At 66.1% G+C, this 22,236-nt stretch carries 16 protein-coding genes and 1 tRNA gene; 9 read left to right on the plus strand and 8 right to left on the minus strand.

Annotated elements, in window-relative coordinates; translation table 11 throughout:
* Window positions 1–26: 26 nt before the first annotated feature.
* Window positions 27–117, plus strand: a tRNA-Ser gene (locus NV401_RS04355).
* A 317-nt stretch (window positions 118–434) separates the two neighbouring features.
* Here NV401_RS04355 and NV401_RS04360 read toward each other — a convergent pair.
* From NV401_RS04360 to NV401_RS04375, 4 genes are all read right to left on the minus strand, one after another.
* Window positions 435–2,774, minus strand: a complete 2,340-nt coding sequence (locus NV401_RS04360) for a TonB-dependent receptor domain-containing protein (RefSeq protein ID WP_261293171.1) — start codon at window positions 2,772–2,774, stop codon at window positions 435–437.
* 81 nt (window positions 2,775–2,855) lie between these two features.
* Window positions 2,856–3,815, minus strand: coding sequence for a FecR family protein (locus tag NV401_RS04365; RefSeq protein ID WP_261293172.1), 960 nt, complete (start codon window positions 3,813–3,815; stop codon window positions 2,856–2,858).
* On the minus strand, window positions 3,812–4,384 hold the full coding sequence (locus NV401_RS04370) for an RNA polymerase sigma factor (protein WP_261293173.1): 573 nt from the start codon (window positions 4,382–4,384) through the stop codon (window positions 3,812–3,814). The genes NV401_RS04365 and NV401_RS04370 overlap by 4 nt, the downstream gene beginning before the upstream one ends.
* Before the next feature lie 112 nt (window positions 4,385–4,496).
* Complete coding sequence (locus NV401_RS04375) at window positions 4,497–5,546, minus strand: NADP-dependent oxidoreductase (RefSeq protein WP_261293174.1); 1,050 nt, start codon at window positions 5,544–5,546, stop codon at window positions 4,497–4,499.
* A 55-nt stretch (window positions 5,547–5,601) separates the two neighbouring features.
* Here NV401_RS04375 and NV401_RS04380 point away from each other — a divergent pair, with 55 nt between their 5' ends.
* A complete protein-coding gene (locus tag NV401_RS04380; protein WP_261293175.1) occupies window positions 5,602–6,516 on the plus strand; it encodes a LysR family transcriptional regulator in 915 nt (304 codons plus the stop codon).
* A gap of 176 nt (window positions 6,517–6,692) precedes the next feature.
* Here the strand turns inward: NV401_RS04380 and NV401_RS04385 are convergent, their stop codons facing one another.
* The 4 genes from NV401_RS04385 to NV401_RS04400 all read right to left on the minus strand — a co-directional run bounded on the left by NV401_RS04385 (window position 6,693) and on the right by NV401_RS04400 (window position 14,615).
* Entirely contained in the window at window positions 6,693–10,592 is a 3,900-nt protein-coding gene (locus tag NV401_RS04385; RefSeq protein ID WP_261293176.1) for an autotransporter outer membrane beta-barrel domain-containing protein, read from the minus strand.
* Window positions 10,593–10,761: 169 nt separating this feature from the next.
* Window positions 10,762–13,107 (minus strand): TonB-dependent receptor, encoded by a 2,346-nt coding sequence (locus tag NV401_RS04390; protein ID WP_261293177.1) that lies wholly within the window; start codon window positions 13,105–13,107, stop codon window positions 10,762–10,764.
* Window positions 13,104–14,054: a FecR family protein gene (locus tag NV401_RS04395; RefSeq protein ID WP_261293178.1), complete on the minus strand. Its 951-nt coding sequence runs from the start codon at window positions 14,052–14,054 to the stop codon at window positions 13,104–13,106. Before NV401_RS04395 ends, NV401_RS04390 begins: the two co-directional genes overlap by 4 nt.
* Window positions 14,055–14,084: 30 nt before the next feature.
* The gene (locus NV401_RS04400) at window positions 14,085–14,615 is read right to left on the minus strand and encodes an RNA polymerase sigma factor (RefSeq protein ID WP_261293179.1); all 531 of its coding nucleotides are present in this window, start codon (window positions 14,613–14,615) and stop codon (window positions 14,085–14,087) included.
* Between the two features lie 328 nt (window positions 14,616–14,943).
* Here NV401_RS04400 and pdxR point away from each other — a divergent pair, with 328 nt between their 5' ends.
* The 7 genes from pdxR (at window position 14,944) to NV401_RS04435 (ending at window position 22,146) form a co-directional block, all read left to right on the plus strand.
* Window positions 14,944–16,350 (plus strand): MocR-like pyridoxine biosynthesis transcription factor PdxR, encoded by a 1,407-nt coding sequence (pdxR, locus tag NV401_RS04405; RefSeq protein ID WP_261293180.1) that lies wholly within the window; start codon window positions 14,944–14,946, stop codon window positions 16,348–16,350.
* 229 nt (window positions 16,351–16,579) lie between these two features.
* Entirely contained in the window at window positions 16,580–17,218 is a 639-nt protein-coding gene (locus NV401_RS04410) for an SDR family oxidoreductase (protein ID WP_380816284.1), read from the plus strand.
* Window positions 17,215–17,616: a hypothetical protein gene (locus tag NV401_RS04415; RefSeq protein ID WP_261293182.1), complete on the plus strand. Its 402-nt coding sequence runs from the start codon at window positions 17,215–17,217 to the stop codon at window positions 17,614–17,616. The genes NV401_RS04410 and NV401_RS04415 overlap by 4 nt, the downstream gene beginning before the upstream one ends.
* Window positions 17,613–18,092: a carboxymuconolactone decarboxylase family protein gene (locus NV401_RS04420; RefSeq protein WP_261293183.1), complete on the plus strand. Its 480-nt coding sequence runs from the start codon at window positions 17,613–17,615 to the stop codon at window positions 18,090–18,092. The genes NV401_RS04415 and NV401_RS04420 overlap by 4 nt, the downstream gene beginning before the upstream one ends.
* Window positions 18,092–18,676, plus strand: a complete 585-nt coding sequence (locus tag NV401_RS04425) for a glutathione S-transferase C-terminal domain-containing protein (RefSeq protein WP_261293184.1) — start codon at window positions 18,092–18,094, stop codon at window positions 18,674–18,676. The genes NV401_RS04420 and NV401_RS04425 overlap by 1 nt, the downstream gene beginning before the upstream one ends.
* A 634-nt stretch (window positions 18,677–19,310) precedes the next feature.
* Window positions 19,311–20,474 carry an alpha-hydroxy acid oxidase gene (locus NV401_RS04430; protein ID WP_261293185.1) on the plus strand — a complete coding sequence of 388 codons (1,164 nt, stop codon included), beginning with the start codon at window positions 19,311–19,313 and terminating at the stop codon, window positions 20,472–20,474.
* Window positions 20,475–20,670: 196 nt separating this feature from the next.
* Window positions 20,671–22,146 (plus strand): carboxylesterase/lipase family protein, encoded by a 1,476-nt coding sequence (locus tag NV401_RS04435; protein ID WP_261293186.1) that lies wholly within the window; start codon window positions 20,671–20,673, stop codon window positions 22,144–22,146.
* Window positions 22,147–22,236: the final 90 nt, after the last annotated feature.

Below are 22,236 nucleotides of genomic sequence, written 5' to 3' on the forward strand. Positions count from 1 at the left end.
GGCAGCCGCTTCCGTCCAGGACATGCGGAGCGGTGGCCGAGTGGTCGAAGGCGCTCGCCTGGAAAGTGAGTATACGTCAAAAGCGTATCGAGGGTTCGAATCCCTCCCGCTCCGCCAGTTCCTGTCGCACGACATACCATCCCAAAAATCCCCTGATCTGCAGTGGTTTACGAGGCGGCTGTCGCTCGTGATCCGATTGGGGCTGATGCAAGCGCGCGCCTTGTGGCCGTAATGGCGGCGCGCGTCAGAACGGTTCTGCGATGCGGCACCGGTCTGGCGGAATCATGTCAACAGGCGACCTGGCGCCCGCCGGATGCGTGCGCCATGCGCTGTGGAGCATGGCGATCAGACGGCCGCCTATCGCGACCGAGACGCCGCCGTCAGCGACCGGATGACATGCCGCATTGCCGTGCGCTTGCGTTTCCCAAGCGTGCTCACATTTTCCAGTCGATGCTGAGACCAATCGTGCGAGGCTGAATGTAATAGACGAGCTGATTCTCGCCAAACGAGGCAGACGCGGTCCTGCCGCGTTTGTCGGTCAAATTGGTGACGAAGGCCTGCACCGCAAATTTGCCGAGCTGAACGCCGGAGCGCACGCTGAAATTGCTATAGCCGCCGACGACCTGCTCCGAATCGAAATCGTCGGTTGCGCGCGATACATGTTGGTGCTGAAGCGTCACATAGGGTTCGCTCGCCAGATCGAAGCGGTAGGTGGCCGTTTGGGACCCGCTCCAGTGATAGGCGCCGGGAAGGTTGCGCCCCTTTTCCAGCACGGTGCCGTTGCCAAGCGCCAGGGTCTTGGTCAGCTGCGCCGACAGATAGGTGAGGTTGGCGCTCAGGCTGAAGCGCTTCGAGGGCTGCCAGGACACCGCATTCTCGATTCCCGTGCTGCGCGCCGACCCGGCATTTGCAACATAGGCATAGCCGTCGGGCCGCAACAGGCCGATCTGGATGTCTGACCAGTCGACATAATAGGCAGTCGAATCGATCACCAACCGCCCGTCGAGCAGGGCGCCGCGGATCCCAAGCTCGTAGTTGAGCACGCTGTCGGACCCATAATTGGCGGGTGTCGAGAACCCGTTGAGTGCCGGCGTGAGGTTTACCCCTCCCGCGCGAAACCCCTTCGAGAGCAAGGCGTACACCATCAAGCTTTTGGAGGGCGCATAGGCGATCGAGGCTTTGGGGCTGAAGCCATGGGCCTGCTGTCTGCCGCCGACGGAATCCTTGGGTGCGCCCGGCGCGCCCTGTTGTGTCAGGGTGGTGATCTCAAGGTCGTAATAGCGGCCGCCACCCGTGATGCGGAGCGTATCGGTCAGATGATAGGTCGCTTCGCCGAAGACGGACTTTTCGGTCTGCCGATAATCGACCGAATAATCGTAGATCACGACACCATCCTGAATGGTGGAGTTCGGATAATGTTCGCTGGTGCGGCCGTAATAGACGCCGACGAGCCAGTCGACCTTCTGTCGCCCGGGTGAAACGAGCCTGGCCTCGGCGATCCGCGAGTGGCTTCGTGGGTAGTTCGGAACGACCGTTGGCGGGCCGCCGTAATAGGGCGTGTAATCGGCAATCGAATATTGCGCCTTGCGCGTATCGGCGGCCGATAGGCCGAGCGTCGCAAAGCCGAGGTTGCCGTCCAGCTTGACGTTGTTGACCTTGGTCGTGAACGTCGTTTTTTCGTTGATGATCGTATCGCGTTTCAGGTCGCCGATCCCGGCGAAGGCACCGAAGCCATCGCCGAGGCGCGCATGATCGTAGAATCCAAAATAGCTCAGGCGAAATGCGTCGCTGATCTTCCACAGCACGTTCAGCCGCAGGCCATCGACCTTGCGTGTGTTCGTGTCCCGATCACCGCTGCCGACATTGTCGAGATAGCCGGGATCGGCATGCCTGATCGCCGTCATACGAACGCCGAGCGTGTCCTGGACGATCGGAATGTTGAGCGCTGCCTTGACCGAATAGCCGAGCTTTGAGCCGCCCCCGATGCCGTACAGGCTGGTCTGGCCACGCGCCTGGACGTCGCTCAGCGAGACGGGATTGGAGATATAGTTGACGGCGCCACCGAGCGTCGCCGCGCCGAACAGCGTGCCCTGCGGGCCGCGCAGCACTTCGATCCGCTGCATGTCGAAGACATCGAGATCCGGCACGGACAGCGCAAAGCCGGGGTCACTCAGCGGAACGTCGTTGATGTAGATCCCCGTCGTCGACTGGCCCTGATCGGGATAGATCGTCGCGGTGCCGATGCCGCGGATGGTCACGTTCGAGATGCCGGGTGTCGACTGTTGGAACTGCACGCCGGGCAGACCGGCAATATAATCCTTGAAATTCTGCGCGCCGTTGGCCGTCAACTGCTCTTCGGACACCGCCGTCACCGAGCTGGCGATGGTGCGCAGGGACTCGCCGCGCTTGCTGGCGGTGACGATGATGTCGTTGCTGTCCGGGCTAGCCTCTGCGGTGCTTGCGCCCGCCCCTGGTGCACGAACGATCGCCAGCGCACCGGACGGATCGGCATAGATGGTGAAGCCGGTGTCCGAAAGGATCGCCCTGAGGGCGGCATCGGGCGTCATCGTCCCGCTGACGCCGGGCGAATGGACCCCACGGATCTCATCGACCTTGTACATCACCTGCTTGCCCGAAATGCGGACATAGCCGTCGAGCGCCGATTTGAGCGTGCCGGCCGGAATGCGATACGATTGCGTCTGCGCTGCCGCCGGGGTGGCAAGCGCGACGATGCAACAAGCGGCCAACAAACCCTGCGTCGTGAATCTCATCATTGCTGACCCCCCAAGATCGACAGCCGCAAAACGCTGCGCCCGATAGTCGTAGAGACAGGCGACTGCGCAAAACCCGTAAGGTCAGGAGGAAATTTTTATCGCGTTCGGATCGGTCGTGACGCGTAAACCGTAAGCATCGCTCAACAGGCGCACAAAGGCGGCAGCGTTGGATGCCTTGAATGTGCCGCCAATACGAATGCTGGCCGTCTCAGCGTCGGTGATGATGATCGGCTTGCGATTGTAGCGGTTGAACTCGGCGGCAGCTTCCGCAAGCGTCGTCTGATCGAAGCGCAGGCTACCGCTGCGCCAGGCAAGCATATCTTCCACCCGCGCCCCGGACCGCGGCGCAATCAGCGTTGATGTCCCAAGGCCGATCGCGGTGTCGCCGGCCGCGATGATCACCGACCGATCGTTTTGGGCGGAAGTGCCGTCGTCGACGCGGACTTTCCCCTCCAGCACGGAGACCGTCACCTTGTCGCCATCGCGCCGCACGGAGAATTTCGTGCCCAGATCGGTGATCGTCCGCTTGCCGGCGTGGACGACGAACGGCACCTCATTGCTGTGCCGCACGTCGAAAAAGGCTTCGCCAGTGTCGAGCCAGACCTCACGCGACGTGCCTGTCCTCGCCCGGAGGGTGGTCGCGGTATTCATCTCGATGCGACTGCCGTCGGCGAGCGGCACGATCTTGCTGCCGCCGATCGGGGTATCCATGCGGGCAATCTCGACCCGCTCGGGCACATGCGCGCGGAATTCTCCGATGCCCAGGATCGCGATCACCGATGCAGCGCACGCATAGGGGTTCCACCAGCGTCTGACATGCGGCCGCACCGACGATCGAACGACCGCCTCGTCCTGCCCAAGCGCGCCGATCCGATCCGCCTCGCGCCAGCCATGTTGCAGCCGCCAGAAGGCTGCCTTGTGCGCCATGGACTGGTCGAGCCAGTCGTCGAGCGCGGCTTGATCCTCCTTCGACCAGTGCGGCTCCTCGCTGCGCAGCAACCACCTGGCCGCGCGGTCTTCGATCTCCAATGCGCTGCTCATTCGCCGCCGCTCCGGTGGCGTGCGCGGTCACTTTTGGTCCGGGTGATCTTGCCCGTGCCGCCAAGCATGAAGTCGACGAGTGCCCGCATCCCGAGCGTCAATTGCCGTTCGATCGTATCGATGCCGACCCCCAGCCGCTCGGCTGCCTCGCGCGTCGTCAACCCTTCGACCTTGCGCAGCCGAACGATCTCGCGGCATCGCGGGGGCAGGCCATCGAGGCCGGCCTGCGTTCGGCGCAGCTCCGCGCGCGCCTCGACAAGGCGATGGGTGGCGAACAAGTCGATATCGCGGTCGATATCGTCGAAATCTGCAAAAAGGTCGAAGGACACGATCTTCGCTCGTTTGGCCCGATTGATCAAAAGATTGCGGGCGATGGTATAAACATATCGATTGTTCTGCTGCGGAAGGCCCGCACGCGCGCCGTTCAGCGCCAGCGCGTACACCTCCTGCCTGATATCGACGACGTCGTCCGCAACGCGCCAATTGCGCGCTATGAAACGGGTCAATGCCAGCTCCAGCGGCAGCACCTCGCGACAGAACCACGCATTGAGTTGGGTATCGTCGATCATCACAGGGTCAGGAAGACCTTCCGCAGGGAACGCCTTCATAGACAAGCCGGACGCCAAAAACCGTAACATGGATCGACACGATATCGTCGGCCCTGTTCCCGGGGGGCTGACATCACGCGACCGTCAGGACGATCTTTCCCTGGATCCCGCCCCTGGCGACCCGCGCATGGGCTTCCCCGGCCTTCGCCAGGCGGAAGTGGCTGTCCACCACGATGCGGACCGTTCCGTCGTCGAGTAGTCGCCCCGCCTCGGCGAGCTGCGGCCCGTTCGAGCGCACCTGCGTCGACGACACGGTCACGCCGCGCGCGCGGGCCGCGTCATGGCCGGCGAAACCAACAGGATTGACTAGAAACAGCGCACCGCCGGGCTTCAGGACGCCGAGGAAGCGCTCCATGTTCGCACCGCCCACCGCATCGACAACGAGGTCGGCGTCGCGAATCACGTCCTCCGCAGCGTGCTTGGTATAGTCGACGAACCGTTCGACGCCGAAGTCGCGCATCAGCGCCGCATTCCTGCCCGAACCAACCGCGATGACGCGCGCACCCTGCCATCGGGCGAGCTGGACGAGGAGATGACCCACCCCGCCGCCGGCACCGTTCACCACCACCGTCTTGCCCGCGAGCGGAACAGGCTCGTGGGGGAATGGCTGGAAGGGGTTGGGCGCGGCGTGGCCGAGCTCGATCAGGAACTGCCATGCCGTCAGCAGCGACATGGGGGCAGCGGCTGCGTGCGCGTGGTCGATCGCTGCCGGCTTGTGCGCGAGCTCGGTGGCGGCGACCCTGACAAACTCGGCATAGGCATCGCTGCCCTTCATCAGATCCTCGGGGAAGCGCACCATCGAGAACACCGGATCGGCGACCGCGAACCCTGTGACGTCGTCGGCCATGGCCGCCACGACACCGGATACGTCGGTGCCGATGATGATCGGGAACTTAGGGTTGGGCCGCCACTCGGGCGGCATCGTCCGGTAGCCGTCGCGCAAATACAGATCCGGCGGATTGATGCCAGCCGCGTGCACGCGGACCAGCACGTCGCCCGGCCCGATGACCGGGCGAGGAGCGTCCTCATAGCGCAGGACTTCGGGGCCACCGAACGCGTGCAACCGCGCCGCTTTCATCATTTTCGTCATCGCATTCTCCATCGTCTTGTCCTTGGCAAACAAGATATGAGATGACGATAGGGTTGATAATGGTGGCATATGGCGCTTTACCGATGCCATGAAGGAACAAATGGTCCTGGAGCGGCTCACCGGCCTGATCGCCTTCGCCCGGGCCGGCACGCTGGGCAGCTACACCGCCGCGGCGCGATCACTGTCGATCTCGCCTTCGGCGATCAGCAAGAGTATCCAGCGCCTGGAAAAGCAGCTCGGCGTATCGCTGTTCACGCGGACAACCCGATCGCTGACGCTGACCGCGGAAGGACGCGAGCTCCACGAGCGGGCGCTGCGGCTGCTCCGCGACGCCGAGGAGATCGAGCAGGTGGCGGCGTCCGCCCGCTCGGAACCATCGGGCATGCTCAGGATTGCTGCGTCGCTGCCGATCGGCGTGCACGTGATCGCGCCCGCCCTCCCGGCCCTTCGTCGAAAATATCCACGGTTGTCGGTGGATTTGCGGCTGAGCGACCGCTTCGCGGACATCGTCGAAGAGGGTATCGATATTGCGGTCCGCATCGGCGATCTCGCCGACTCGCGGCTGCTGTCGCGCAAGCTGGCGCCATTGCGGCTGTGCTGTTTCGCCTCCCCCGCCTACCTCGCGGAGCGCGGCACACCGCGGCATCCGGACGATCTCGCCGCGCACGACACTGTCACGCTCCGCTACCAGAGCACGGGACAACCGCTGCGATGGCCGTTCCGGATCGCGGGCAAGGTCATCGAGACCGTGCCGCCTTCAGGCTTGACCGTCGATGCCAGCGAGGCGCTCGTCGCTATGCTCGTTGCCGGCGCCGGCATCGGCATGGGCGCAACGTTCGTAACGGCGCCGTTCGTCGCGCGCGGAGAATTGCTCCCGGTGCTTGGCGACTTCATGGTCGAGCGGAGCGCCATCACGGCGGTCTGGCCCGAAAGCCGCCGGACCAATCCTGCCGTGCGCGCCGCGCTCGACATGTTGGGAGAAGCGTTCGCGCTTCGCGACTAGGCACTAGTGCGATAGCCGCACCGATCGCCATTGTTCCGGCACATGATGAACGGGTGAACCGCACTGGGTTGCGGCTTCCGAGCGGGAATAACCACCTTTCGGCCAGAGAATGGCGCCCCTGGGGAAGGTTTGGGCCGGCAGCACCGGCCCAAAAGGTTACAGCCCGAGTCGGATGCCTACACGGCCGCCGCCGCCGCTATAGGGGCCGCCGAAGGTGGCATTACCTTCCAGGAAGCCGGATACGCGGCCGGGATTGCCGATGTGAGGCCGAGCACGCCCTCGCCATGATCGCCGATGTCCGATGCAGTGATGCGCTCGGTCACGCCGCCGCTGAGAAAGCGCAAGCCGCCGCCGTCCTTGAACTCGTGCGCATAGCTGCCTCCGCCATAGAAGACGACGCGCGTGCCGGCGATCTCGCCGGTGCCCCCGATACGCCCCCCCAATTTGCCACGCAGCACCGATGCCGTATCAAAATCGATCGTCTGGCCCAGCGCCGCAAGATCGTCGAGGCTGGTGCGCTGCCACGCCAGCGTGGCTACAGGCTCGACAAACAGTACGCCAGTGCCGAACCGCACGCCGATCTCCACCTGCGCGCCGTAGCTCTGCCCATGGAAACGATCCGCCCACTGCTGCGCCTGGTTGGACGCCGATACCCAATAGCGATCATATTTAGCCAGCAGGTTGGCGAACGCGACACCGGAGCGAAGCCCGAGATAGCCGCCGATATTGGCCGCGTCGACGCTCGCCCGCTCGGCGGCACGCTGATAGCGCACGTTCGAGCTGACATAGCCAGCAAGGATACCGGCCGAGAGGCCGCTGGCATCGCCGGCCTGCACCACGTCATAGCCGATTTCGCCGCCATAATAATCCTGGCGCAGGCCAAGATCATAGCCGGCTGCGGCATTGCTATCTTTGCGCGTTTCAACCCCGCCCGAGGCCTGGAACCACAGCTTGCGGTCCGACGCCGGCGCGTCGCGCAGATCGGCCATATGCGCGGTCCAGCTTTCCGCGGATTTCAGCCACAATGCCTGTGCCGCCTCCTGCAGCTTGAGCAGGCGATAGACCGGCGCCCCGGCCTGCGTAATCAGCGCGTAATTGCGTGCTGCGGCATCATAGCTCAGGCCATAGCGAATGAACCCGGCATCGGCATTGCTCAGCGTAAAGGCGTTCGTCGCCGAGCCTGTGCCGACCGATACCACGGTGATCGGCTTGGCGAGCAAGGTGGCGGTGCCACCGATCGGGCTGATCGAGATGCTCGTGCTGCCGCTGGCAATCCCGCCGATCACCAAACGGTCAGCAACCCCGGCCGCGTCAACGTCGAGCGCGAGCGTGCCGGCCCGGCCGATATAAGCGCCGGGCAGGGTAAGCACGTCGCCCGCCGCGCCGTTGCGCAGGTCCACGGTGCCGGCATTGTCGAAGGTTTCCAGCCCCAACATGGTGACGCTGCCGGGCTGTAATTGGCCCGGCCGGATCAGCAACATGCCGGTATTGACGAAGCGATCGTTTCCAAGCCCGAAATCGCTGTCCTTGGTGGCGGCGAAGATGCCGGCATTGGTCAGCAGATCATTGCCGCCGGCGAATTTTATCGCGCCGTTGATCCGACCGCTATTGGTGAACGTGACGGTGCCAGCGGTCGCCGAGACGGCATAGCCGGTGCCGCCGGTGATCGTCCCGGCATTGTCGATCTTGATCAGCCCGGGCGACGGCACCGGGGTCGGGCAGGTGACGTACCCGAATTCGTCCTCAATATAGTCGCACGGGCCGAGCGCGGCGATACGCAGCCCATCGACCGTGCCGGCGATACTGCCGCCGGCCAGCACGCGCAACGTGGCATCGCCGCCGGCAATGTCGACCGCGGCGCCGCCCGCGCCGCTCGTCACGCCGCGGATCGTCACGTCGGCGAGGCTGCGCGCGTTGACGCTGATCGCCGCGGCGGTCGCCGAGCGGGTGGTGGTGGCATCGATGAACACGTTCTCGCGGCCGCCGGCGAAGATGCCCACGGCGCCCTGGCCAGTCACCGCAACCGTTCGGCTGATCACGCGGATATCCTGATCATAGCCGGCAGGTGCCGCCGCCGCGGCGTTGGCGGTCGGCAAGGATGGCATGCCGGGCGTCGGCAGCGACACGCCGATCACGCCGTCGATGGGGTTGCGTACCCAGATGCCGTGCGCGTTCGCCCCGGCGGTGGTGACGCTGTCGGCCGAAACGGTGATGCCGTTATCGAGGTCGCCCACCGTGAATACGTCGATGCCGACCGATCCCGCGCCGCTCGTGTTGATCGTCCCGCCGTCGATCGTCGCGATGCCGTTCAGCACGTTGCTGCGGATGCCCTGCGCCTGATCGCCCGTGGTGGTGATCGTTCCGTCGTTGGTGATGTTGACGTTGCCCTTCGCCGAGACGGTGAAGATGCCGCGCGACAAGGTGCCGCTGGTGCCGATCGACCCGGAGACGACGATCGTGGTGTTGCCGCCCTGCGACACGAACGATCGGATACCTTGGGCATTGTCGCCCGCCGTCGTCAGATTGCCGACCGTGATGGCCAAGCCGCCCTGCTGCACAACGCCATACACCGCATTGGCATGGAAGCCGCTGGTCTGGACGTTATCCACCTGCAGCGTCGAATCGCCCAGCGCGGATGAGATGTTGATGCCGTCGGAATAGTCCCCGAACGTCAGGACATTGCCGACATCGACGGCGGTGTTGCCGAGCGCTGTAGCCGAGACGCCGATCGCCACGTCGCCGCGCGTTTCGACCGACCCCACCGTCAACACCGCATCGCCGAAGCTGTAGCCGTAGCTTTGCGGCCCGCTATAGGTGCTGCCGGCGACGATCTGCACCCCAGTCGAGCCATAGCCCGCGGTGACGACCTTGCCGACATCGAGTGTCGCGCCCTGCCCACCGGCAACGAATACGCCGCCGGCATAGTCTCGCCCGGTGCGAACCTCGCCGACCGAAACAGTGGCGGTGCCGTAATTGGCGTAGGCGACGACGCCGGCGGCGTTGGGGCCGGAGGTGGTGACCTGACCGATATCGGCGGTCACGTCGCCGGTCAGCGAATGCGCGAAGACGCCAAGTGCACCGGCTCCACGGGTTTCGACCGTATCAGCATCGATATGCACGTCGCCATAATAGCTTTCCGCGCGCACGCCGATCGATCCGGTGCCCGTGGTGAACACGTCGCCGACGCTGACGCTGTTATCGCCCGTGATCGTCAGGCTGTCGATCGCCGAACTATAGCCGCCATAGGTCGCCACGCTGCCTGCCGTGATCGCCACATCGCCGACCCCGCCGGCATAGATCCCGCGCGACGATTCGCCGAGCGTCAGGATGTCGCCGACGGTGATCGTGGTCGATTTCTCCCCATCGAAGTTTACCGTGTTGATGCCGTCCGACAGGAAACCGTATGTCGCGACGGTGCCCGCGGTAACCGCGACATTGCCGCTATAGGCCGTCACTTCGATGCCGTTCGCCTCGTCGCCACGCGTGGTGACATTGGCAAGGTCGATCACCACATCGCCGCTCGTGCTCAGCACGGAGGCCGCCACGCCGCGATAGCCGCTGGTCGAAATGTCGCCAGCGGTGATCGTGGTGGTGCCGCGGCTGGTGCTGGTGACGATGCCGGGGGAGTTGTCGCCGTTGGTCGCGACATTGCCGGCGGCGATCGTGATGTCGCCGAACTGCGTGGCGGAAAAGATCGCCGTCGCCGAATCGCCCAGCGTCTGGAAATCGTTGACGCCCGCGTTGATCGTCACGCCGCCGTTGAGATTGCCACCGACGAGCGCCCCGATGCCGTCGGCGATGACGACCGTGTCGGGATCGAAATTGATCGTCAGATCGACCGGCGCGACCGGATCGATGATATAGGCGATCCCATTGGGGTACCCCGCCGGATCCGGCGCGCAGTTGACGACCCCATCGACCGGGGCGCCGCACGTCTCGCGCGGATCGATCTGCGCCTGAGCGTGCGCGGTGCCACAGACGAACAGCACCCCGGCAAGCGCGGTGCCGAGCCGCAGCCCGGCGCGAACGCGGCTGCCTTGTGCGGCGGAACGAATGGCGAAACGATCTGATGGCACGAGCTGACCCCCGATGATGTTCTGGCGTTTGCCGATATTTCGGCCTTGCACAGTGGACGCCGCCGTCGCGGCGGCGCCTTACGGTTCGATGACAATTCTTTTGCAATTTCGCTCGGCGTGATCGTCGAAAGCGCCGATCGCCGAAAGCGGTGTCGCCAGAAGCGGGGCGTCAGAAGCGCGCTTCGATGCCCAGCCGTACCGTCAACGGGCGCAACGGCGTTACCTGCAAATCGTAGAGCCGGTACGGTGTCGCCAGCGCGAAACGATTGCCGGCCTGATCCAGCGGATTGGTGACCTGCAGCGTGATCGCTCGCGCCGCGCCGGCAAGTCGCGCCGAGAACGTGATGTTGGAATAGTCGCCCTGTGCCTGGTCGAGCTGTACGCCGGTGCCGAGCCGCGATTTCCCGACATGCCGCCAAGTGCCGGTCAGCAGCAGATCGCCCCCCAGCATCGATCCCGCCTGCACCACCGCATTGGCGTTGAAACCGCGCGGCGCAACGTTGGCGAGTTGTGAATTGACCACGATGATCGCGCTCAGCGCCGGATTGTACAGCCGGTTGCGGTTGATGAAGACGCCGCTCTCCAGCGCGAGCCATGCCGCGGGTCGCCAGCGCGCCTTGGCGGTGATCGACTCGATCGTCGCCGTACCGACGTTCAGCGTGATTGGCGCGCCGCCCTCCGTCACCGAATTGGCCTGGATATCGCGCCAGCGCGATCGTGCGGCGGAAAGGTCGAGCCTAAACGCGCTATCCGCCGTGCCGATGCGCACGCCAACTTCGACCAGCGACAGCGTATCCGAGCGAAAGGCGCGGATGCTGCCGCCCGAGGCGGTGGCGCCGCCCGCCCGAAACCCCTGCTGCGTGCGCGCGAACCAGCCCCATCCGGGCCGCATCTGCCACGCCACGCCGATACTCGGTAGCACCCGCACGTGATGCCGCTCTGGATTGCGGCTCATGGTAGGGTCGGTCTCGGCCAGGTCGCTGGTTGTGCGGAACCGTCCCGCCAGCCGGGTATAGCTGCCGCGCCCGCCCGCCGTGACGGTCACGCCGTGCGCGATCGGCATCGTGGCCTCGCCGAACAGCGCCGCCTCGAATACCCGATTGTTGAGCCGGGTCCGTTCCGTCGATTGGGTCGCATCGCTCCGCATGTGGCTGGTGCGGATAGTTGATCGGTTGACCGCCAGCGCGACTCCCACGACCCAATTGGCCCCCGTCGTCGCCTGACTGGCCAGTCGCGTCTCGCTCGAGAAAGTGCTCGACTCCGCCTGTTGGTCGACGGTCGCCAGCGCATCGTCTGCGGCGTCCGATGCGTCGTAGCGTTCCGTCAATTGCTGGCCGGACAGGCCGGTAGCGGAAATTAGCTGCACATCGTCCCAATCGCGCCGGATCGTCAGGCTGCCCAGCGTATAATCGCTGCGATAGGGTTGTGCGGTCGGGCTCGTCCGCGTCAGCCGCGGGCCGGTGGCATCGGCGGCCTGATTGTCCGCGCCGGACAGGCGCTGTACCACCGCACTGGCATCCGCCGTCCAGTCCCCCGCGACCAGCCGAAGCGTCGCCCGCCCACCGACGGTCTCGACATGATTGCCGTCCCGCACGTGCCGCGTCGCATCGTCGATATAACCGCCCTCGCGTTCCGCATAGCCGACCAGGCGCAGGCCGAGCTGACCTGCAGCGAGCGGCAGGTTGAGGACCGCCGCGCTATCCGCCCCCGGATCGCCATGCGCGGTGAGCGCCGCACCAATCATCGCCATCCCGCTCGTCTGCGCGAGATCGGGCGATTGCGGCACGACATGAAAGATGCCGCCTAGCGAACCGGAGCCGTAGAGCGTCGCCTGCGGCCCCTCAAGCACGTCGATCGATTGCAGATCGATCAGCGCGAGATCGGGATCGGGCGCGCCATAGGTCAACCGGATGTCGCCGAGATATTGACCGACCGACGCCTGCAGCGGGCCGATAAAGGCGGAATCCGAGATACCGCGAATGAACAATTTGTTGCGCCCCGCGCCAAGCTGGGTCGAATCGATCGTGGCGATCCGGTCGACGATTGCCTGGGTATCCGCAGTCGCGTTCCAGCGCTCCAGCGCCGCGCGGTCGATCGTTGTCACGACGCCGGGATAGTCCTGCACGCGCGTTGATCGCTTAGCGGCCGTGACGATGATGTCGGCATGGTCTTCCGCCGGTGCCGGTGCCGCCGGGCGGATCGCCCGGGGTGCACGCTCCTGCTGTACGCGCCACGCCGACGGGGCGATCCGCATCGCCACTGCCCCGGTTCCGCGCAGCAGCTGCGTCAGCACCTGCTCGATCGTCATCACGCCGCGGATTGCGTGGGTCGGTTGGCGCGCCAGTGCCGGCACGGTCAGCGCGACGTCGATATCAGCCTGCATCGCCATCAGGTTCAGCGCGGGCGCCAGCGTGCCGGCCGGGATATCGAAGGCGATGCGCCGGTCGGCGGCCGTCGCCTGCCGGTCTGCCCCGGCCGCCGGCGACGTCAGCAGAACGGCGGCGGCCAGGATCAAGGCGCGGCGGTCGCGGCGCGCAGCCGCCAGCCGTCGCCCGCCGGCTCGATCCGCACCCCGAGCAGCGGCGCCAGCGTCGCCCGCATCGCCTCCGCATCGCCGCGCACCCGGATGCTGCCGCTGAAGCGTCGTGCCGAGATTGCTGGATCGAGGATCATGGGCACACCGAGCGCGCGGCCGAGATCGTCGGCGACCTCGCGCAGCGGTGCCTGCTGATAGCTTAGCCGACCGGTACGCCAGCCACCCATCTGCGTAACCGGCTGGCGCGCAATAGTCACTACTCCGCCGCGCTCAGTCAGCAACTGCCCTGCGGCGAGCTCGATCGCGCCGTTGCTGCCATGATACGCCACACGCCCCTCCGCCACGGCGATCTGCGCCCCGGACCCGCGCTGCACGATGTCGAACACCGTGCCGATGTCGCGCACTATCGCCGTACCCACGGCGACGGTGAACGGATGCGCGGCATCGTGCGTGACCGTGAAGGTCGCCTGGCCGCGTTCGAGCCGCAGGGTACGGCCATCGGCCGAGGCCAGCACAAGCCGGGTGCCGCCGTTCATCGCGATCGTGCTGCCATCGGCCAACCGCACCGTCCGCACCTTGCCGGGCGGCGTCTGCAGGACGGATGGCACGGCCGGTGGCGTCGCGCCGAACTCGCGCACGCCGATCGTCGCGAGGCCGATCGCCGCCACGGCCAGCGCGGCGCGACGCCACGCTTGCCAGCGTGGCGGGCGGGTGGTCATGACCAGCGGAGCGATATGTGCCGGCGGCTGATCACGGAGCATCGCAGTGATGGCGGCATCGTGTTCGGCCAGCGCCCAATAGGTTTCGGCATGCGCCTGATTCACGGCGAGCCAGTCCGAAAACGCGTTCCAATCGTCGAACGGCGCATCGTTGATGCGGGCGAGCCACTGCAGCGCTTCCTGTTCGATCTGTTGCCGTACGGTCATCGCCATGATTCCAAGACGCCGCGGATGTGCTCAAGCCTCATCTTGGTCGTCCTTCAACTGGAGCAAGGCGGCGTAAGCGCGTCGCAGATATTTCTCTACGGTGCTCAGCCCCAGACCGAGATCGGCGGCGATATGGCGCTGCGTCTCGCCGTCCAGACGATGCCGGTGGAAAATCGTCACGATCGGCTCGCCGAGTGCCGCGAGGCGCGCTTGCGCCGCGGTCAGCGCTTCGCGCGACAGCAGGATCCGGTCCGCGGCGGGCGTCTCCGATGCGCCGGTCCAGCCACTGCTTTCGCTCGCCTGCCAGTCGCGATCGCGGTCGGACGCGCGACGTTCGCTGCGGCGTCGGTCGAGCAACACGGTGTAGGTCGTGCGATAGAGATACGCCAGTGGATCGACCACCGGACGATCGACCGCCTGAATGCGTAACCACACGTCCTGAATGATGTCGTCGGCATCGTGTATCGCGCCGGACCGCCGCGCAAAACCCAGCAATTGCAGCCGGTGCCTGTCGAAGACACCGAGCAGCCCGCCGACAATTTCGTCCGTTACGCCCCCCATCGCAATCGCACAGCCAACTCCGCAAATTCAGAACAGGCACCGTCAACGACCAGGGAAATAATGTCCAGCCTGCACTTACGGGTGCGCTTGCAGCGACTTACCGCGGAATCGGGAACCAATTTGCCGCGGGAGACAAGTGCCGTCCGCGCGCGGGGTACAGAGACGAGCAGGCGTTCCTGCGCGTGTTCCGCGTCGCCTGGCGACCATGGCATGCAATTTTCGGTGGTCTGCAGCGGTTCTGGCCCGACTTCGCGCCGCGTCGACGTCGCTTGGCAAGCCCTTGGCTGCAACAAGCTCGTAACGCCGCAAGAACGATGTACGGTAAGCCATGACATCCCCTGCGTCGTTCATGCTCAAGCCGGACCGCGCGTCGCCTGCGTCGCTGACGCATCAGGTAAGCGACAACATCCGCACGGCAATCGGCGACGGGCGTCTGGAGATCGGTGCGCGCTTGCCGTCCGTGCGCGATCTTTCGGCGCAGCTCGGTGTCGCGCGCGGCACCGTCCAGGCGGCGTACGATGCGTTGGTGGCTGAACTGCTGCTTAGCACCGCCGGTTCGGCCGGCACGCGGGTGATCGCCAAGCCTCCCGCCCACCAATTGGCGCCGCACGCGCCGATTGTGCGGCCGCTGACCACGATGCTGCGTGGCTTTTCGCTGACCGCCTTGCCGTTCCAGACTGGGGTACCGGCGCAGGACGCGTTCCCCACCAAGCTGTGGACGAGTCTGCTCGGGCGCGCGGTACGCGACGATGCGATGACGCCGACGACCTATCCCGATCCGCGCGGACAGGCGGAATTGCGCACCCAGATCGCCGCCTATCTCGCGATCGCCCGCGGCATCCGCTGCGTGCCCGATCAGGTCATTATCACGGCCTGCTATCGCGCCGGTCTCGCGCTGGCGCTGCAGGTGCTGGGCGCCTCGGGCCAGCGCGCTTGGATGGAGGAGCCGGGCTATCCGATCACCCGGATGGGGCTGCAGATGGCGGGGGTCAGCCCGGTCGGCGTGGCTGTCGATGACGAGGGGCTCGATGTCGCCACCGGCATCGCGCTCGCACCCGATGCACGGATCGCGATCGTGACGCCGGGGCAGCATTCGCCGCTGGGCGCGACGATGAGCCACGCCCGACGTCAGACGCTGCTCGATTGGGCCGAATCCAGGGACGGATGGATCATCGAGGACGATTATCTCGGTGAGCTCCAGCTCGGCGCGCGCGCCGCGCCCGCGCTGGCCAGCGGCGACGCGGCCGGGCGCGTGATCCACGTCGGCAGCTTCAGCAAGACGTTGAAGCCGGGGATTGGGATCGGCTTCGTCGTCGCGCCAATGTCACTGGCCACGCGCTTCGGCTTGGCGGCGGCGACTCTGGGGCCGAGCTTCTTCGCGCCATCGCAACTGGCGCTCGCGCAACTGCTCGCCGGAGGGCATTATCTGCGCCACTTGCGCAACATGAAACGGCTCTACGCGGAACGGCTCGCGACGCTGCACCGCGCGCTCGCGGCCGATCATCCGCTGGAGACGGTCGCCGGGCCGATCGCGCTGTTGCGCTTGCCGCCGGACACCGATGATCTGGCAATGGCGCGGCGAGCACCCGAACTGGGAATCGCGCCGTCGCCACTGTCGCCCTGGTTCCAGCATGCCGCGACGCGGACACCGGGCCTGTTGCTGAGCGCGACGAACCTGCGTCGGAACCGGATCGACGATGCGGTGGCCGCGCTGCAGCGGCTGCTGGCCGCGTGACCCGCGCGATCTTGGCCTAGTCGCTTTCGCCGTTCTTGGCTCTACGGGCCTGGGCCAAGCGCCGCTATCTCGATCTCGCAGCAGGCATGCCGATCCGGCGGTGGCGAAACAGAGGTAGCGAGACATGAAGATCGTCGTCATCGGAGGTTCGGGCCTTATCGGGTCGAAGCTGGTCGCACGCTTGCAGACGGCCGGACACCAAGCGGTTCCAGCATCCCCCAATAGCGGCGTGGATACGCTGACCGGGGCGGGACTTGCCGAGGCGCTCACCGGCGCCGACGTGGTGGTCGATGTCGCCAATTCGCCGTCGTTCGAGGACGCCGCGGTGCTTGCTTTCTTCGAGACATCGACGCGCAATATGCTTGCCGCAGAAGCAAGAGCCGGCGTGCGGCACCATGTCGCGCTGTCGGTCGTCGGCAGCGAGCGTCTTGTCGATAGCGGCTATATGCGCGCCAAGGTCGCGCAGGAGACACTGATCCGCACGTCGCGCGTTCCCTATACGATCCTGCATTCGACGCAGTTCTTCGAATTTCTCGGCGGCATCGCGCATTCCTCGGTCGCTGGCGAGGCGATTCATCTCCCCACCGCGCTGTTCCAACCGATCGCGGCGAACGATGTCGCGGATGCGCTGGCGGCGATTGTCGTCGCGCCGCCGGTGAACGGGGCGATCGAAGTCGCCGGCCCCGCGCCGTTCCGCATGGACGCGCTGGTGCGGCGCTATCTTATGGCGACCGGCGACGCGCGCGGTGTGGTGGGGCAGGCCGATGCACCCTATTTCGGCGCAACGATCGACGATTCATCGTTGATGCCGACAGCCGGTGCACAGATTGGCGCGACCGACTACGACAGCTGGTTCGCCGCACGATGAACCGCACGATCCTTGGCGTCGCGATCCTGCTGGGCATCGGCGCGGTCGCCAACGGCATTTTCATGCTGGTCTCGCCCGCAAACTGGTATTTTGCCGTGCCCGGCGTGACCACCACCGGGCCATTCAATCCGCATTTCGTGCGCGACATCGGGCTGATCTTCGTCGGCGTCGGCGCGGCGTTCCTGCTCGGCGCGGCACGTCCGGCCTACCGCGCCGTCGCCTGGGGCGCCGCCGCGGTCTGGCTTTCGGGCCATGCGCTGTTCCATTTCTGGGAAGTCGCGGTCGGGATTTGCGGTGCATCCGCGCTGCTGCGCGACTTCCCCGCCGTGACGCTGCCCGCGTTGCTGGCGGTCGCGATCACCATCCATGCCCGCTCACACAGGGAGCCCGTCCGATGACGCAACGCCTCGACATCTTCACCGCCGCACCCGAAGGCGCCAAAGCCATGATCGCCCTGGAGGCGGCGATTGCTGGCTCGGGTCTCGAACGCAGCCTGATCGAACTGGTGAAGCTGCGCGCCTCGCAGATCAACGGCTGCGCCTATTGCCTGCATATGCACGTCGCCGACGCGGTGAAGGCCGGGGAGACTGACCTGCGCATCCATCTGCTCAACGCCTGGCGCGAGTCGATGATGTTCACGGCGCGGGAGCGGGCGGCGCTCAATTGGACCGAGGTGCTCACGACTATCGCCGGCACGGGCGCACCGGACGCCGATTATGCGCTTCTGGCGGCGCAGTTCGACGAACGCGAGCAAGGGTTCCTGTCACTGCTCATCGGTACGATCAACGCCTGGAACCGTCTCCAGGTGGGCTTTCGCGGCGCGCATCCGGGCGATGTCGCGCCGCGCGCCGCCGCACCTGCACAGGTGTCGTGATGAAGCTTTATTACAGCCCGCTCGCCTGCAGCCTGGCCGATCATATCGCGCTGCGCGAGGCGGGGATGGAGTTCGACGCCGAGCGCGTCGACCTGCACACCTTCCGCACCGCCAGCAGCGAGGACTTCGCGCGGATAAATCCGAAGAAATATGTCCCCGCGCTAATCCTCGACGATGGCACGATGATCACCGAAAACCTGGCGGTGCTGGACTGGATCGCCGGCGAAACGCCCGCGCTGCAGGTCGCAGGCGCGCTGGGCCGCACGCGCGTGCTCGAGGCGCTGACCTACATCACCACCGAAATCCACAAGGCGTACAAGCCCCTGTGGCATGCGGGCAGCGCCGCCGACAAGGCGAAGGCGCGCGATGCGGTACTGCGCCTGATGCAACCGCTGTCCGACGGTCTGGCGGGCGACTATCTGTTCGGGGCGGCACCGAGCGTCGCCGATTTTTACCTGTTCGTGATGCTCCTATGGGCGGATCGCTTCGCGCTGGACCTGCCACTGCCGCTTCTCGGGCTGCGCGAACGCATGAAGGCCCGCCCGGCCGTACGGGCTGCGATGGCGGCGGAGGGGATCGGTTAGTCCGGCGGGGCAATAGCGATTGCGAACAAGCGGCCGGTGTCCGGAAGGCAGCGCGCCAAGCTCAATGACGTCTCATGGGTCTTTGCAACCGTGGCCGCCGATGGGCATGTGTCGGGGTGTCGTATCGTGACAATACGAATAATGGATTTGCGGAGTTGGCCAAGCGCCCGTGATCGCGGGAAATCCATTTCTCGACGCTTGAGCGTGCTGGGTGACGCGCGCAGTTGAAGCTCGTCGCGCGTCGCTCGATCGCATCGGCCCCCGGTGACATGCTGCGCTAGGCCGGAGATATCGCTCTCGCGCACCGACCCCGAGCGGATAGGCTGGCGGCGCTGATATCCCTTTCATCGCCGCTTCGGTCGGCCGTGCTCGCCACGCCGTGTAATACCGGCACCGGATTCGGCTGCGAGAGCTGCCCAGCGCGATCTTGGCGGCGTAGCGCTCGGTCGGCGCGCGATCCGTGCTGGCACGGGGCGACACTGCCGCCGCGATGGCGGCCGCCGGCATGCACAATCTGCGGTCCGCTCAGCATAGCGAAAACAGTCGCCGCCTGCCGCCTTATCGGCGCAACCTCTCCCGTCGCCGCAGCGCGGTGATCACACAGGCGAACGACGATCGAGAGACAGCGGGCAGCATGATGCAACTCCACCGTGCGAACAATGTGGCCGATCTGCGCCGGATCGCCAGCCGCCGGCTGCCGCGACCGATCTTCGATTATATCGACGGCGGCGCGGACGACGAAGTGTCGTTGCGCCGCAACGTCGATGCGTTCGCGCGCTACGACCTGATCCCCGACGTGCTGAACGACGTGTCGGCGATCCGCACCGAAACGCGGATCTTCGGCCAGGCGTCGCGCTGGCCGCTGATGCTGTCTCCCACCGGGCTCACCCGCATGTTTCACGGCCATGCCGAGCTCGCCGTGGCGCGCGCGGCCGCGAAACACGGGCTGATCTACAGCCTGTCGACGATGGGCACGACGCGCCTCGAGGACCTCGCGCAGGCCTTTGCCGGGCCGAAGGTGTTCCAGATCTACATCTTCAAGGATCGCGGCCTTACCGCCGAGTTCGTCGCGCGCTGCAAGGACGCCGGGTTCGACGGGCTTGCGCTGACGGTCGACACGCCGGTGGCGGGCAATCGCGAACGCGACCGGGTCAGCGGCTTTTCGCTGCCGCCCAAGCTCACGCTCACGTCGCTGCTGAGCTTCGCGCGCCACCCGGCCTGGTCGCTGCCGGCGCTCACCGGGGCGAAGTTCAGTCTCGCGAACGTCAGCCACAAGGTCGACCTGCTCGCGTCGGGGCCGATGAGCCTGTTCGATTATATCGGCGCGCAATTCGATCGCTCGGTCAGCTGGCGTGACGTGGAATGGCTGGCGAGCCAGTGGAACGGGCCGCTTGCGATCAAGGGCGTGATGACGCCCGAGGACGCGCGCCGATCGGTCGCGTCGGGCGCGACCGGCGTGATGGTCTCCAACCATGGCGGCCGTCAGCTGGATGGCGCGCCGGCCCCGATCGACCAGATCGAGGCGGTACGCGCAGCGGTCGGCGACGCGCCGGACGTGATCTGCGACGGCGGCATCCGGCGCGGATCGGACGTCGTCAAGGCACTCGCGCTGGGCGCGACGGCCTGCTCGATCGGGCGCCCCTATCTCTACGGGCTGGCCGCCGGCGGCGAGGCCGGGGTCGATCGCGTGCTGTCGATGCTCGGCGACGAGTTCCAGCGCACCCTGGCGCTCGCGGGTGTCAACGACGTTGCCGCGCTGTCCCGCCGCCATGTGCGGAAAAGCGAGGGCTGGCGGTGAGATCCGTCCGGCAAACGTGATGATGCCGATCGGCAGTTAGATTTGATCCCGCGGAACAGCGACTGGCCTGTCGCCCGACATGCCATGATAGCATCGGCACCGATGCTGCCCCTGCGATCCGTGCCTGTGGATGCGTGTCATCGGGGAAGCGGAACGGTCGCCGACTGCGACACAACGACAAACGATGGGATGCAGGATGAGCAATGACGACCGCGTCGTACTGAGCACAGGCCGTGTGCGCGGCTCCCGAAATGGCAACGTGCGCAGCTTCCTTTCCATCCCCTATGCCGCGCCCCCGGTCGGCGCGCGGCGCTTTGCGGCGCCGCAACCGGTCGAGCCGTGGACGTGCGAACGCGATGCGACGCTGCGCGGGGCGAGCGCCCCACAGCGGATCAGGGATTTCCCTGGTCTCGACGTCCTCCCGCTGGTCGGCGACGGACGCGCGCGGGGCGACGATTATCTGACGCTCAACGTCCATGCGCCGGTCGATGCGGCGGCGCGGCCGGTGATGGTGTTCATCCATGGCGGCGGCTTCGTCGTCGGCAGCAAGGATGCATCGGTGCAGGACGGCACGACCTTCGCGCGCGACGGCATCGTCTATGTCGCGATCAATTACCGGCTGAGCATCGACGGCTTTCTGCCGATCCCGGGCGTGCCGACCAACCTCGGGCTGCGCGACATGATCGCTGCGCTTGTCTGGGTGCGGAACAATATCGCGGCGTTCGGCGGCGACCCTGCCAATGTCACGGTGTTCGGCGAATCCGCCGGCGCAATGGCGGTCGCCGATCTGATCGCGTCGCCGTTGGCGAAGGGGCTGTTCGGCCGCGCGATCGTGCAGAGCGGCCACGGCGCGATGGTCCGCGACATTGCCGTGGCGCAGCGGCTGGTGAAGAAGATCGCGGGGCTATTGAAGGTCTCGCCCGATGCGGCGGGCTTCCGCAGCGTGGATCCGGACGCGGGGCTCGATGCGGTCGAGGCGGTCGCCAAACCGACCGCCCGCATCGACCTGCGCGATGCCGAAGGGCGCGAGCCGGTGTTCGGAATCAGCCGCTTCGTGCCGGTGTTCGGCGACGATGTGCTGCCCGAACCGCCGGTTGCCGCGCTGGAACAGGGGGCTGGCGCGGATGTCCAATTGCTGATCGGCAGCAATGCCGAGGAGATGAACCTCTATTTCGTCCCGACCGGCGTGAAGGCCAAGATGCGGCGCTGGCTCGCCTGGCTGGTGCTGCGCAAATCCATGCCGCGCGCCTGGGGCGTGTTGAAGGCGTACGGCGCGGGTCGGCGGCCGATCGGTGACGTGTTCGTCGAGGCAACCACCGATCTCGTGTTTCGTTGGCCCGCGCGGGTCTATGCCGCGGCGCATCGCGGCCGCACGCATCTGTACGAATTCGACTGGCGCTCGCCAGCGGGCGGCGGGCTGGGCGCGGCGCACGGCATGGAATTGCCCTTCGTGTTCGATTCGCTCGCGCGCACGACCGGCCCCGAAGGCCTTACCGGCACCGCGCCACCGCAAGAGCTGGCGACGCGCGTCCACGCCTTATGGGTCCGTTTCGCCACCGATGGCTATTTGCCGTGGGACGCGTTCGACGCGCAGACGCGGCAGGTGTATCAACTGGAACGGGGGGAAGCCGTTTCGGAACCGCCGATGCCCGCTGCCCCTTTCCTCGCCTGATGCGCCAGCGCTCCGGGCCACAGAAAGTCCCCAGGTCTGTCGCCACGATCCCGCGCTCGCGAGCCGGGCGCCAGTTCGTTTCCGCATAAT

Origin of the sequence: Sphingomonas hylomeconis (genome assembly GCF_025370105.1) — a bacterium.
GTDB classification, from domain to species: domain Bacteria; phylum Pseudomonadota; class Alphaproteobacteria; order Sphingomonadales; family Sphingomonadaceae; genus Sphingomonas; species Sphingomonas hylomeconis.

Excerpts from the sequence above, each read along its gene's own strand:
- pdxR (WP_261293180.1), top strand. The coding sequence starts at position 14,944 with ATGACATCCCCTGCGTCGTTCATGCTCAAGCCGGACCGCGCGTCGCCT.
- NV401_RS04365 (WP_261293172.1), bottom strand. The coding sequence starts at position 3,815 with ATGAGCAGCGCATTGGAGATCGAAGACCGCGCGGCCAGGTGGTTGCTG.
- NV401_RS04435 (WP_261293186.1), top strand. The coding sequence starts at position 20,671 with ATGAGCAATGACGACCGCGTCGTACTGAGCACAGGCCGTGTGCGCGGC.
- NV401_RS04425 (WP_261293184.1), top strand. The coding sequence starts at position 18,092 with ATGAAGCTTTATTACAGCCCGCTCGCCTGCAGCCTGGCCGATCATATC.
- NV401_RS04395 (WP_261293178.1), bottom strand. The coding sequence starts at position 14,054 with ATGACCGTACGGCAACAGATCGAACAGGAAGCGCTGCAGTGGCTCGCC.
- NV401_RS04360 (WP_261293171.1), bottom strand. The coding sequence starts at position 2,774 with ATGATGAGATTCACGACGCAGGGTTTGTTGGCCGCTTGTTGCATCGTC.
- NV401_RS04420 (WP_261293183.1), top strand. The coding sequence starts at position 17,613 with ATGACGCAACGCCTCGACATCTTCACCGCCGCACCCGAAGGCGCCAAA.
- NV401_RS04400 (WP_261293179.1), bottom strand. The coding sequence starts at position 14,615 with ATGGGGGGCGTAACGGACGAAATTGTCGGCGGGCTGCTCGGTGTCTTC.
- NV401_RS04430 (WP_261293185.1), top strand. The coding sequence starts at position 19,311 with ATGATGCAACTCCACCGTGCGAACAATGTGGCCGATCTGCGCCGGATC.
- NV401_RS04380 (WP_261293175.1), top strand. The coding sequence starts at position 5,602 with ATGAAGGAACAAATGGTCCTGGAGCGGCTCACCGGCCTGATCGCCTTC.
- NV401_RS04415 (WP_261293182.1), top strand. The coding sequence starts at position 17,215 with ATGAACCGCACGATCCTTGGCGTCGCGATCCTGCTGGGCATCGGCGCG.
- NV401_RS04370 (WP_261293173.1), bottom strand. The coding sequence starts at position 4,384 with ATGATCGACGATACCCAACTCAATGCGTGGTTCTGTCGCGAGGTGCTG.